Source organism: Agromyces sp. NBRC 114283 (assembly GCF_030268405.1).
Classification (GTDB): Bacteria; Actinomycetota; Actinomycetes; order Actinomycetales; family Microbacteriaceae; genus Agromyces; species Agromyces mediolanus.
This window is the reverse complement of the sequence record NZ_BSQP01000001.1, coordinates 693,610-705,222: the sequence shown is the minus strand read 5'-3', so window position 1 is coordinate 705,222 and position 11,613 is coordinate 693,610. Positions and strand designations below refer to the sequence as shown.

Sequence of the window (11,613 nt, the reverse complement as noted above, 5' to 3'; positions counted from 1 at the left end):
CCGCGTCAGCGCATCTTCGGCAGCACCTCGCTGCCGAGCAGCTCGATCTGGTCGAAGAACTTGTCGAACTTGAACCGGAAGTCGAACACGACGTGCTCGACGCCCGTCGCCTCGAACTTCTTGAGCTCGGCGACCGCTTCATCGGGGTTGCCGACGATGAGCTGGCCTTCCAGGTCCTCGACGGTCTCGAAGCTACCCGACGGCGGCTTGACGGCGAACTTGGCCTTGTTGGCCCAGGCGAGCAGGCCGGGCACGTTCACGTGCTTCAGGGCCTCCTCGCGGGTCTCCTCGATCGAGGTCGGCGGGATGACGGCGACGGTCGGCATCGGGCGGCCCGAGGCATCCGTCATCTCCTTCATGACCTCGATGCGCTTGGCCATCGAGGCGAGGGAGATGCGGCCCGGCATCCAGCCGTCGGCGTACTCGGCCGCGAGGCGCGCCGAGCGCGGCGTCGCGCCGCAGTACCAGAACGGCACGCTGCCGCCGACGGGCTTCGGCTCGATCGTCACGTTCTCGAAGGAGAAGATGCCGTCGTCGTAGGTGACGTCGTTCTCGGTGAAGACCCGCTTCAGGATCTCGGCGTTCGAGCGCACCATGTCGACGCGGTTGAGGTCGCCCCAGCCGATCGCCTCGAACTCGTGGTCGAAGGTGCCGGCGCCGAAGCCGAGGATGAGGCGCGGCCCGAGGAGCTGGGTCATCGTGCCGGCCATGAGGGCGGTGACGAGCGGGTGGCGGAAGGGGATCAGCGATCCCGTGCCGAGCTCGAGCTTCTCGGTGACGGCGCCGATCGCGGTGAGCGTCGTGAGCGCGTCGTAGAAGGTGCGGTTCGGCTTCTCCATCTCGCCGTGCGGCTCGAACACCAGGTGGTCGCGCACCCAGACGGAGTCGAAGCCGAGCTCCTCGGCACGCTTCGAGCCCTCGAGCAGCTTCTCCTTGCTCGCCTCTTCGCCGAAGTGCGGCAGCAGCAGTCCGAATTTCATGTGTCAGTTCCCTTCCTTCGCGGCGAGCGCGGGTTCGGCGGCGCGTGCCGCATGTGCTGCGGCCGGGGCGGCCGCGAGCTTTCCGTGACCGGGGGCGCCGACGACCTCGCCGTCGGCGTACACGTCCTGGCCGCGCACGAGGGTGCGCTCGATGCGGGCGCTGATGGTGCGCCCGTCGTACGGGGTCCAGCCGATCTTCGAGAGCACGTCGTCGTTCGTGATCGTCCACTCGTGGGCGGGGTCGGCGATGACGAGGTCGGCGTCGGCGCCGACCTGGATGGTGCCCTTGACGCCGGCGAGGCCGAACTTGTCGGCGGGGATGGTCGCGACCATGTCGACGGCCCGCTCGAGGGTCAGCTCGCCGCGGTTCACGGCGTCGAGCATGAGCTCGTAGTAGTACTGGATGCCGGGCGTGCCGGTGTGCGCGCTCCACATCTCGGTCCAGCCGATCTCCTTCTCCTCGCGCGTGTGCGGCGCGTGGTCGGAGCTCGCGATGTCGATGGTGCCGTCGCGCATGCCCTCCCAGATGGCGGCCCGGTTGTCGTCGGGCACCCAGTAGGACAGGGCGTACGGCCCGAGGGTCTCGACGTCGTTCCAGGTGGAGAGGAACGGCGCCCAGTGGTTCACCTCGCAGGTGACGTCGATGCCGGCGGCCTTCGCGCGGCGCACCGCCTCGATCGAGCGGCGAGTCTGGATGTGCGCGATGTGCACGGGGCATCCGGATGCCTCGGCGAGCCGCAGCACGACGTCGATCGCCGTGTCCCAGATGACGCCCTCGCGGGCGGCGTACGCGGAGGCGTAGCCCTGCGGCGTGTTCTCGCCGCGGGCGAGCACCTCGCCCTCGATGTAGTCCATGAGCGCCTGGTCGTGCGGGTGCACGATGAAGCGCTTGCCGGTCTTCGCGATGCGGTCCATGATCTGCAGCAGGTGGCCGTGGTCGTGGATGCCCGTGCCGGCCGGGTGCGGGTAGGTGCGGCCCGTGTCGACGACCATGTAGATCTTGAAGGCGTTGATGCCCATCTCGGCCATCGGCTCGATCTCGTCGAACTTCGTCGGCGCGGGGTTGTGGTTCCAGTCGACGATCGAGGTCGAGGCGTAGCGCTCGAACACGTCGGTGAGGGTCTCGACGTCGACGGTCGGCGGGTTCAGGTTCGGCATGCCGAAGATGGTCGTGACGCCGCCGGCCGCCGCCTGGCGGGTCGTGGTGAGGATGTCGTCCTTGTGCTCGTAGCCGGGCTCGCGGGTGTGCACGTGCACGTCGACCATGCCGGGGAGCACGAGGCGCCCGGTGGCGTCGACGGTGCGCGCGGCGTCGATCGCGACGTCGGGGCCGACGAGGCCGGCGATGCGGCCGTCGTGCACGAGCACGTCGGCCCGCTCGGGGCCGGCGGGGGTGACGACGGTGCCGCCGGCGATTCTGAGGTCGATGGTCACTTCGGTGCCTCCATGAGCTCGATGGTCTCGCCCTGCTCGGACGAGGTGGTGGTGCGCACGACGACGTCGCTCGGCCGCACGTAGCGGTCGAGCCAGTCGACGATGAGCGGGGTGGTCTGCTCCCAGTAGCGGTCGTAGGCCGCGTAGTGGGTGGTGTGCCGCTGCATGATCAGCTGCTTCGGCCCCTTCGCCGCGGCGTAGAGGGCCTCGGCGTGGTCGGTGGGGGTGGTCGCGTCGCCCTCGACGCCGATCACGAGGAGCGGGGTGCGCAGGCGGTTCGCGGCGTCGATGGGGCGGTAGGCGAGGATCTCCTCGGCGCAGGACAGCGGGATGGCGCTGGGGATGCGGTCGTCGACGTCGGCCTTGATGTTCGTGGCGCGGCGCTCGGGGGTCGGCACCATGATCTCCTCGCGGGGGTGCACGAGCCGGCCCTGGCCGGTGGCGACGCGCAGTCGGCGGTCCTCCTCGAGGCTCGCGAGGAACGCGAGCCAGGCGTGCTCCTCGCGCATGCGATGCAGCCAGTCGGTGCCGTCGGCGACGGGCACCTGGCTGACGGCCGCCTTCACGCGGGGGTCGACGTCGGCGAGCAGCACGGCGTTGCCGCCGCCGGTGCCGCCGGTGCCGAAGACGCCGATGGCGTCGGCGACGACGTCGTCGCGGGTGGTGAGGTAGCTCACGGCGTTCACGAGGTCCTGCAGCTGGCGCGCGGGCGAGAGGATGCCCCGGTCGCCCTCGGAGTCGCCGAAGCCGCGGTAGTCGAAGACGAGCACGGCGAAGCCGGCCGCGACGAGCGCCTCGTGGTAGCGCACGTAGAGCTTCGCGTCCTTGAGGCCGAGCCACCCCGGCCCCTGCACGATGGCCCGGTACGGGCCCGGCGTCTCGGGCGTGCGCCAGATGGCGGCGATGCGATCGCCCTCGCTGTAGAACTCGACGCCTGTGCTTCTCATGCGGGTCCTCCCGGATCTCGACGCTTCCTTGCGCGGGGCCCGGCACGCGGCGGATGAATCGGCATCCGCGGTGTCGATCGGAAGCTTCCGATCGGGCCCGCCGAGCCCATCATGTCGTATCTTGGATCCAGAATCCAGTATTGATCCGAGATCGTGCTCGGAGCTAGGCTCTTCTGGGACGGCCGGGCGGGATTGCCCGGTGTCAGTGGTCCGGGATTGGGCCGCGAGTCGCCGACCTCGTCGGATTCCCCATCGCTCGCCCCTGCCCAGGAGACCCCGCATGACCACCAGTCCCACCCGTCCCCGCAGTTCGGCCCGCGGCGCCCGCCTCGGCGGCCCCGCGCTCGTCGCGACCGCGCTCGGCCTCGCCGTCGCCTCGACCGTCGCGCTCGCCGGCTGCGCCGCGCCGGCCTCGGCCGAGCACCCCGAGGCATCCACCCCGGCCGCGAGCGGCTACCCGCTCACGCTCGACAACTGCGGCACCGAGGTCACCTTCGACGCCGCGCCCGAGCGCGTCGTCACGATCAAGTCCTCCACGCTCGAGCTCATGCTCGCGCTCGGCCTCGGCGACCGCGTCGTCGGCACGGCCTTCAGCGACGGGCCGGTGCCCGAGGAGTACGCCGACGACCTCACCGGCGTGCCGGCCGTCTCGGACAAGGTGCCCTCGCAGGAGGCCACCCTCGAGCTCGAGCCCGATCTCGTCTACGCCGGCTGGGAGTCGAACCTCTCCGCCGAAGGCGCCGGCGAGCGCTCGCAGCTCGCCGCCCTCGGCGTCGCGAGCTACGTCGCCCCGGCCGCGTGCAAGAGCGCCGGCTACATGCCCGACCCGCTCACCTTCGACGAGGTCTTCCGCGAGTTCGAGGAGCTCGGCGCGATCTTCGACGTGCCGGATGCCGCGGCCGAACTCGTCGCCGAGCAGCGCGCCGCGCTCGACGCCGTCGAGCCGAACGCCGACGGGCTCACCGCGCTCTGGTACAGCTCGGGCAGCGACACGCCCTTCGTCGGCGCGGGCATCGGCGCCCCGCAGATGATCATGGACGCCGCCGGCCTCGAGAACGTCGCCGCCGAGGTGCGCGACACCTGGACCTCGATGAGCTGGGAGGCGATCGTCGACGCCGAGCCCGACGTGATCGTGCTCGTCGACGCGCCCTGGAACACCGCCGCATCGAAGATCGAGCTGCTGCAGCAGAACCCGGTGACGGCGGCGCTGCCGGCGGTCGCGCAGCAGCGCTTCCTCGTCGTCGACTTCCCCGCGACCGAGGCGGGCGTGCGCAACGTCTCGGCCGTGCAGTCGCTCGTCGAGCAGCTCGCGACGCTGGCGGGCTGATGCGCGCGGCCGGGCGGACGGAGACGACGGTGCGGGCCACGGGCCCGGCCGGGGTCGACGGGCTGCGCGCCGCACCGACGGATCCGGCCTCGCGCGGCCCGGCCTCGCGCGGGCCCGCCTCGCGCGGGCGGCGCGGCGGCGGCCGCGCCGTCGCGGCCGGGCTGCTCGGGCTCGTGCTGCTCGCCGCCTCCCTCGTCGTCGCCGTCACGCTCGGCCCGGCAGACCTCTCCCCCGGCGAGGTGCTCGCGAGCCTCGCCGCGCACCTCGGCTTCGGCGAGCCGACGCTGTCGCCGCTGCGCGACGGCATCGTCTGGCAGCTGCGGATGCCGCGGGTGCTCACCGCCGCGGCCGTCGGGGCGGGCCTCGCGCTGTGCGGCGCGGTGATGCAGGCCATCACCCGGAACCCGCTCGCCGACCCCTACCTGCTGGGGCTCTCCTCCGGCGCCTCCGTCGGCGCCGTCGTCGTGCTCGTGCTCGGCTGGGGACTGCTGCTGCCGCTCGCGGCCTTCGGCGGCGCCGTGCTCGCGCTCGTCGCGACCCTCGGCCTCGCCCTCGCCGCCGGGCGCGGCGGCCGGCTCGCCCCGACGACGACCGTGCTCGCCGGCGTCGCCGTCACGAGCGTGTTCGGCGCCATCACGAGCCTCGTGATCTTCTGGAGCGCGACGAACGACAGCTACCGCGAGATCCTCAACTGGCTGCTCGGCTCGCTCTCGGGCACCGACTGGACCTCGGTCGCGATCGCCGGCGGCGCGCTCCTCGTCGTCGGCGCGCCGCTCATCGCGAGCGCCCGCACGCTCGACGCCTTCGCGGTGGGCGAGTCCGGCGCCGCGGCGCTCGGCGTGCACGTCGCCCGCAGCCGGGCGCTGCTCCTCGGCGGCACCGCGCTGCTCACCGGCGCGCTCGTCGCGGTGAGCGGCTCGATCGGCTTCGTCGGCCTCGTGCTGCCGCACGCGGTGCGGCTCGTCATCGGCCCGAGCCACCGCGCGCTGCTGCCCCTCTCGGCGATCGCGGGCGCGATCTTCCTGGTGTGGGCCGACACCGGGGCGCGCACCCTGTTCGATCCGCGCGAGCTGCCGGTCGGCATCCTGACGGCCCTCATCGGCGGTCCGGTCTTCGCGTGGCTGCTGCTCCGCTCGAGGAGGAACGCATGACTGGCGAGCACCAGATCGGCGGAGGCGCAGAACTCGCGTGGCTGCTGCTCCGCTCGAGGAGGAACGCATGACCCTGGATCTCGATCGGGTGCGCTTCGCCCGCGGCGGCCGCACCATCATCGACGGCGTCGACGCGACGCTGCCCGGCGGCGCGCTCACCGCGCTCATCGGGCCGAACGGGGCCGGCAAGTCCACCCTCCTGCACCTCATCGCCGCGATCGAACGGGCCGACGACGGCGCACTCGCCCTCGACGGCCGGGCGCTCGGCCGGATGCGCCGACGGGAACGCGCCCGCCTCGTCGCCCTCGCCGAGCAGCAGGCCGAGCTCGACCCGCAGCTCACCGTCTCGGCGGCCGTGCTGCTCGGCCGCACGCCGCACCTCGGCGCCTTCGCCCCTGCCGGTCCGCGCGACCACGCGCTCGTCGCGCACGCCCTGGCCGCGAGCGGCGCGGCGCACCTCGGCGAGCGCCAGATCGGGCAGCTCTCGGGCGGCGAGCGCCAGCGCATCACGCTCGCCCGCGCCCTCGCTCAGGAGCCCGAGCTGCTGCTCGCCGACGAGCCCACCAACCACCTCGACCTCTCGGCCCAGCTCGTCGCGCTCGAGCTGCTCGCGGGCCTCGCCCGCGGCGGGCTCACGGTCGTCGCGGCGCTGCACGATCTCAGCCAGGCGGCGGCCTACGCCGACCACGTCCTCGTGCTCGCCGAGGGACGCGTCGTCGCCGCAGGCCCGCCCCGCGAGGTGCTGACGGCGCAGCTCGTGCACGAGGTCTACGGCGTCCGCGCCGAGATCATCGACCACCCGATCACCGGCCGGCCGCTCGTCGCGGTCGCGGGCGGGGCGGCCGCGGAGGCGGCGACGGCGGCCCCCGGCGCGGTCCCGGCCGGCACCGGCGGCACCCCGAGCGCGTAGCCTGGAGGCGTGAGCGAATCGGTCGTCGACGGCATCGCCGCCGAGTTCCTGCACAACGCGAATCGCGGACGACGCCTCGTCGCGGTCGACGGGGCGGATGCCGGGCGCGCCGCCCGCTTCGCCGACGCCCTGGCGCAGGCGATCGCCGGGGCATCCGGCGACGACGTCGTGCGCCGCTCGCTCGGCGCCGTGACCGAGCCGGAGCTCCGCAGCGGCACGGTCGAGCCGTTCCGCGCGGGCGACGCCGACGGCCCCGACGCCGTGCTCGTGGTCGACGGCCAGGGCCTCCTCGACGACGCGGTGCGCGGCATCTGGCACTTCTCGGTCTGGACCCTCGCGGGCGACGAGCTGCCGCACTCCGGCGCGAACGTCATCGTCGACCTCTCGGACGAGGGCGCGCCGAGCCGGTACTTCTACGACTACTGCGCGATCCCGCCGAGCGTGAACCGCCCCGGCCTGCACTGAGCGGGCGGGCTCGGCTCTCGACTACGCCCGCTCCCAGACGGTGACGTTCCCATTCGGGCTCGGCACGAACCCCGCCTCGTCGAGGGCGCGCCGGGCGCGGGCCGAGAGCGGTCGCATGTCGTCGCGCGCGGCATCCAGGATGGACGCCGAGGTGCGCAGCCCCCAGCTCCGACGCCCGGCATCCACGTCGATCCCGGGGAGGAACCGGCGGCGCACCGTGATCCGCTCGACTTGCGAGAGGGGCACGATGAGCTCGCCGCGGGAATCGCGCCATCGGATCGAACCGGCGCTGATCGAGAGCACCCCCCGGCGGCGGAACGGCCGCGCGACCACGATGCCGAGGCCGGCGACGGCGAGGAACACGGCCCCGCCGAGGAGCAGCAGCGGCTGCGGGCCGATCACCCCGCCGCGCGCGTCGGCCACGAAGAACGCGGTGACGACCGCCCCCGCGGCGAGCACGAGCGCGACGGCGAGCACGGCGTGCATCACCCCGCTGCGGGCGCGCAGCGCCGACATCTCGAGCTCGGCCCGCCCATCGCGCACCGCCCAGCCCGTCGCCGTCATGTCACGAGTCTGACACGGCGGGCCGGTGCCCGGGCCGGGCCCGGCGCGCTCACCCACGCGCCGGGCCCGGAGCTCGCGTGCGGCCGCCTCAGCCGCGGGCGCGGAGGCGCGGCGCCAGGTCGCGCTCGAAGAGCTCGAGGAAGCGGCGCTGGTTGTGGCCGGGCGCGTGGAACACGAGGTGGTTGAAGCCCCAGTCGATGTACTGGCCGATCTGCTCGACGACGGCGTCGGGATCGGTGCCGACGATCCAGCGCTTCGCGATCTGCTCGATCGGCAGTGCGTCGGCGGCCCGCTCCATCTCGACCGGATCGGTGATGTCGTGCTTCTGCTCCTTCGAGAGCGAGAGCGGCGACCAGAACCGGGTGTTCTCGAGGGCGGCCTCCTCGGTCTCCTCGTAGGAGAGCTTGATTTCGATCATCCGGTCGTACTCGTCGAAGGTGCGGCCGTCGTCGCGGGCGGCGAGGCCCTCCTTCACGGCGGGCATGAGCTGATCGGCGTAGAGCTCGGCGCCCTTGCCCGAGGTGCAGATGAAGCCGTCGCCCGCGCGGCCGGCGTACTTGGCGACCTGCGGGCCGCCCGCGGCGATGTAGACCGGCACGGCGGTCTCGGGCCGGTCGTAGATCGAGGCGTCGTGGGTCGAGTAATACTCGCCCTGGAAGTTCACCTGCCCCTCCTCGTTCCAGAGCGCCCGCATGAGGCGCACCGACTCGCGGAGGCGCGCGTAGCGCTCCCGGAACTCGGGCCAGTCCTGCTCGCCCGCGCCCCGGAAGCCCGTCGCGATCTCGTTCAGCGCCTCACCGGAGCCGAAGCCGGCGATGATGCGGTCGGGGTAGAGCAGGCCGAGCGAGGCGAAGGCCTGCGCGAGCACCGCGGGGTTGTAGCGGAACGTCGGCGTCATCACGCTGGTGCCGATCTTCACCGAGCTGGTGCGCTCGCCGACGGCGGCCATCCAGGCGAGCGAGAACGGCGCGTGACCGCCCGTGTGCCGCCACGGCTGGAAGTGGTCGCTCGCGAACACCGACTCCATGCCGTGGCCTTCGGCGGCGACGGCGATCTCGACGAGCTCACGGGGGTCGAACTGCTCGGCGCTGGCCTTGTACCCGAGGGTGAGGGTCACGATTGGTCTCCTTCTGCTGGGAACTGCTGATCACTGAGAACGTGCGGGGGCCGCGGGGGCTTCCGCGGCGTCCGGGGCGAGCGGATCGGATGCCTCGGCCGGCGCGTGCGGGAGCGCTTCGTCGGCGAAGGCGGCGACGACCTCGGCGGTGCGCGGACCGACGCCGAGCCCGAGGGCCGCTTCGAGCGCCTCGACGGTGTCGACGTCGCGCCGCAGGCCGAGGTCGATGCTGCCGATGGCGGCGAGGTCGGCGAAGCCGGCGGCCCGGTGGGCCGCGGCGGAGTCGGGCCCGAAGCCGGGCTCGAGGCCCGTGCCGGCGAGCGCGGTGACGAGCGTCGTGCCGGTCCCCTCGAGGTCGGCCACGAAGGCGAGCCGGTGGCCGCACGCGGCCTCGAGCGCCCCGTCGAGCGCGGCCGAGCGCAGCGCAGGCAGGTCGCCGAGGAGCACCGCGAGGTGGCGCCCGCCGCCGTGCCTGACGTGCCCGATGCCGAGCTCGATCGCGGCGGTCAGGCCGGGTTCGCCCGACTCGGGCACGAGCTCGACGTCGGGGAGCGCGGCGAGTTCCGCGCCGAGTTCGGGCTCGGCGGTGACGACGACGACCTCGGCGACGCGTTCGGCGTTGCGCACGGCATCCACCGTGTCGAGCGCGAAGGCGCGGGCGAGGGCCGCGCGCTGCTCGTCGCCGAGCTGCGGGCGCAGCCGCGACTTCGCCGCGGCGAAGAGCTTCACGGGGATGACGACCACCCAGTCGCCGCCGCTCATGGCCGCAGCCCCGGCAGGACCTCGCGCCCGAAGACCTCGAGCCACTCGAGCTGGTTGCGGCCGACGTTGTGCAGGTAGATGCGGTCGAAGCCGAGGTCGAGGTGGCGCTGGATCTCGGCGCGGTGCAGATCGGGGTCGGCGGAGACGACCATGCGGCCCGCGAAGTCCTCGGGCCGCACGGTGCGGGCGAGCTGCTCAAGCTCGAACGGCGAGCGGATGTCGCCGCGCCCGAAGCGCATGCCGGCGATCGGCCACTCGGCGAGCGCGTTGCGCATCGCCTCCTCGTCGGTCGGGGCCCAGGAGAGGTGCAGCTGCAGCACGCGGGGCATCTTGGCCGCGTCGCGGCCGCCGTCGCGGGCGCCGTCGGCGAAGCGCGCGAGCAGTACCTCGAGCCGCTCGGAGGGGCCGCTCTGCGTGATCAGCCCGTCGGCGACCCGGCCGGCCCGCCGCGCGGTGACGGGGCCGGCGGTCGCGATGTAGATCTCGGGGGCCGTCTTCGGCATGGTCCACAGCCGGGTGGACTCCATCTTGAAGCTGGGGCCGGCGTGGCGAACGTCGCGCCCGGCGATCGAGCCGGCGAAGAGCTTCTTGATGAGCTCGACGGCCTCGAACATGCGGGCGATGCGGTCGGGCGGCTCGGGCCAGTACGCGCCGACGACGTGCTCGTTGATCGCTTCGCCGGAGCCGATGCCGAGCCAGTGCCGGCCGGGGTACATCGAGGCGAGCGTCGCGCTCGCCTGGGCGACGACGGCGGGGTGCATGCGGAAGGTCGGCGTCGTGACGCCGGGGCCGAGGTCGCCCCGGGTTGCCGCGCCGACCGCACCCAGCACGCTCCACACATGCGAGGCCTGGCCGAGACGCGGCAACCACGGCTGGAACGGATCGGTGGCCATGGTGCCGCTGAAGCCGTGACGCTCCGCCGCAGCGGCGAAGGCGACCGCGTCGGACGGAGGGAACTGCTCGAGCATGGCGGCGTAACCGATGTGCACTGACACCCCTCCATCCTGACGCGTCGTCGTACCGGCGTCACGCGAGCGAACTCGCGAGGCGGGTCCACCTCCCGCGGGAACAGTCTTTCGGATACTGGATCCAAAAGCAAGTGCGCCGGCGCCGGCCGGTCGTCGCCACGGCGGCTCAGCGCGCGCCGGCGCCGCCCTCGGCGGAGAGCATGGCGAGCACGGCGTCCCGCACGCCGGTGAGGTGCGAACGCAGCACCTCGGCCGCGGCATCCGCATCCCCTGCCTCGACGGCCGCGACGAGCTCCTCGTGCGAGTGCCCATGCTCGCCGCCGCCGACGAGCCGCCAGCCGAGCACGTAGCGGCCGACCTTCAGCCGCAGCTGCTCGATCATCTCCCAGTGCACCGGGCGGGCGGCCGCGCCGTAGAGCTCCGCATAGAACTGGGTGCGGGCGTCGACGAAGTCGGCGCCCTCCTCCTCGGCGTCGGCCGTGCGGCCGAGCTCGCGCAGGCGCGCGATGCGCTCGGGCGCCATCTCGTCCATCGAGTGCCGCAGCGCATCGATCTCGAGCAGGACGCGGATGTCGTAGACCTCGCGCGCCTGCTCCGCCGACAGGGCCTTCACGACCGCGCCGCGCCGGGCATGGAACTCGACGAGGCCGTCGGCCTCGAGCTGAATGAGCGCCGAGCGCACGGGCAGCCGCGACACGCCGATCGTCTCGGCGAGGGTCTCCTGGCGGAGCTTCTGCCCGGGGGCGAGCGTGCCGTCGAGGATCGCGTCGCGCAGGATGTCGTAGGCCATCGTGCCGACCGAGCGGTATCCCGCCTGGTGCCGACCGGCCAGTTTCTGCAGCGCTTCGGCGCTCGGCGCGCTCGCTCCGGCGGTGCGGGTCTCGCGTTCGCTCATGGCGACGAGGCTAGCGGATGGATGGGCGCCGGGCACGCAAATTGGATCCAAGATCTCGGAACCGCGGCGCGCCCGCTGCGGCGCGCCCCTCGC

The 11,613-nt window shown here is 73.2% G+C and carries 11 protein-coding genes and 1 pseudogene; 4 read left to right on the top strand and 8 right to left on the bottom strand.

The annotated features are described in order from the left end of the window. Positions 1-5 precede the first annotated feature (5 nt). The 3 genes from QSJ60_RS03410 to QSJ60_RS03400 are packed head-to-tail and all read right to left on the bottom strand — an operon-like array spanning position 6 to position 3,361. Complete coding sequence (locus tag QSJ60_RS03410) at positions 6-980, bottom strand: LLM class flavin-dependent oxidoreductase (protein ID WP_189084278.1); 975 nt, start codon at positions 978-980, stop codon at positions 6-8. Between the two features lie 3 nt (positions 981-983). Next, a complete protein-coding gene (locus QSJ60_RS03405) occupies positions 984-2,414 on the bottom strand; it encodes a dihydroorotase (protein ID WP_189084277.1) in 1,431 nt (476 codons plus the stop codon). After that, a complete protein-coding gene (locus QSJ60_RS03400) occupies positions 2,411-3,361 on the bottom strand; it encodes an alpha/beta hydrolase (protein WP_230767488.1) in 951 nt (316 codons plus the stop codon). The genes QSJ60_RS03405 and QSJ60_RS03400 overlap by 4 nt, the downstream gene beginning before the upstream one ends. Positions 3,362-3,641: 280 nt before the next feature. Between QSJ60_RS03400 and QSJ60_RS03395 the strand changes: the two genes are divergently transcribed. From QSJ60_RS03395 to QSJ60_RS03380, 4 genes and pseudogenes are all read left to right on the top strand, one after another. Continuing rightward, entirely contained in the window at positions 3,642-4,688 is a 1,047-nt protein-coding gene (locus tag QSJ60_RS03395) for a putative F420-0 ABC transporter substrate-binding protein (RefSeq protein ID WP_285462552.1), read from the top strand. 29 nt (positions 4,689-4,717) lie between these two features. Further along, on the top strand, positions 4,718-5,839 hold the full coding sequence (locus tag QSJ60_RS03390) for a putative F420-0 ABC transporter permease subunit (protein ID WP_502871375.1): 1,122 nt from the start codon (positions 4,718-4,720) through the stop codon (positions 5,837-5,839). A 67-nt stretch (positions 5,840-5,906) separates the two neighbouring features. After that, positions 5,907-6,416, top strand: a pseudogene (locus tag QSJ60_RS19130) (ABC transporter ATP-binding protein); the annotation flags it as partial. A gap of 342 nt (positions 6,417-6,758) precedes the next feature. After that, a complete protein-coding gene (locus QSJ60_RS03380) occupies positions 6,759-7,214 on the top strand; it encodes a nucleoside/nucleotide kinase family protein (protein ID WP_285462550.1) in 456 nt (151 codons plus the stop codon). A gap of 21 nt (positions 7,215-7,235) precedes the next feature. Here the strand turns inward: QSJ60_RS03380 and QSJ60_RS03375 are convergent, their stop codons facing one another. The 5 genes from QSJ60_RS03375 to QSJ60_RS03355 all read right to left on the bottom strand — a co-directional run bounded on the left by QSJ60_RS03375 (position 7,236) and on the right by QSJ60_RS03355 (position 11,520). Then, positions 7,236-7,778 carry a hypothetical protein gene (locus QSJ60_RS03375; RefSeq protein WP_285462549.1) on the bottom strand — a complete coding sequence of 181 codons (543 nt, stop codon included), beginning with the start codon at positions 7,776-7,778 and terminating at the stop codon, positions 7,236-7,238. Between the two features lie 88 nt (positions 7,779-7,866). Continuing rightward, entirely contained in the window at positions 7,867-8,895 is a 1,029-nt protein-coding gene (fgd, locus tag QSJ60_RS03370; protein WP_285462548.1) for a glucose-6-phosphate dehydrogenase (coenzyme-F420), read from the bottom strand. 30 nt (positions 8,896-8,925) lie between these two features. Further along, positions 8,926-9,657, bottom strand: coding sequence for a 2-phospho-L-lactate guanylyltransferase (gene cofC / locus QSJ60_RS03365; RefSeq protein ID WP_285462547.1), 732 nt, complete (start codon positions 9,655-9,657; stop codon positions 8,926-8,928). Next, complete coding sequence (locus QSJ60_RS03360; RefSeq protein ID WP_285462545.1) at positions 9,654-10,652, bottom strand: TIGR03557 family F420-dependent LLM class oxidoreductase; 999 nt, start codon at positions 10,650-10,652, stop codon at positions 9,654-9,656. Before QSJ60_RS03360 ends, cofC begins: the two co-directional genes overlap by 4 nt. Positions 10,653-10,791: 139 nt before the next feature. Beyond that, positions 10,792-11,520, bottom strand: coding sequence for a GntR family transcriptional regulator (locus QSJ60_RS03355; RefSeq protein WP_285462544.1), 729 nt, complete (start codon positions 11,518-11,520; stop codon positions 10,792-10,794). Between the last annotated feature and the right edge of the window lie 93 nt (positions 11,521-11,613).

What these genes read in the sequence shown, in the direction of transcription:
- QSJ60_RS03395 (WP_285462552.1), top strand. Translation starts at nt 3,642, where the DNA reads ATGACCACCAGTCCCACCCGTCCCCGCAGTTCGGCCCGCGGCGCCCGC.
- QSJ60_RS03375 (WP_285462549.1), bottom strand. Translation starts at nt 7,778, where the DNA reads ATGACGGCGACGGGCTGGGCGGTGCGCGATGGGCGGGCCGAGCTCGAG.
- QSJ60_RS03400 (WP_230767488.1), bottom strand. Translation starts at nt 3,361, where the DNA reads ATGAGAAGCACAGGCGTCGAGTTCTACAGCGAGGGCGATCGCATCGCC.
- QSJ60_RS03355 (WP_285462544.1), bottom strand. Translation starts at nt 11,520, where the DNA reads ATGAGCGAACGCGAGACCCGCACCGCCGGAGCGAGCGCGCCGAGCGCC.
- QSJ60_RS03410 (WP_189084278.1), bottom strand. Translation starts at nt 980, where the DNA reads ATGAAATTCGGACTGCTGCTGCCGCACTTCGGCGAAGAGGCGAGCAAG.
- cofC (WP_285462547.1), bottom strand. Translation starts at nt 9,657, where the DNA reads ATGAGCGGCGGCGACTGGGTGGTCGTCATCCCCGTGAAGCTCTTCGCC.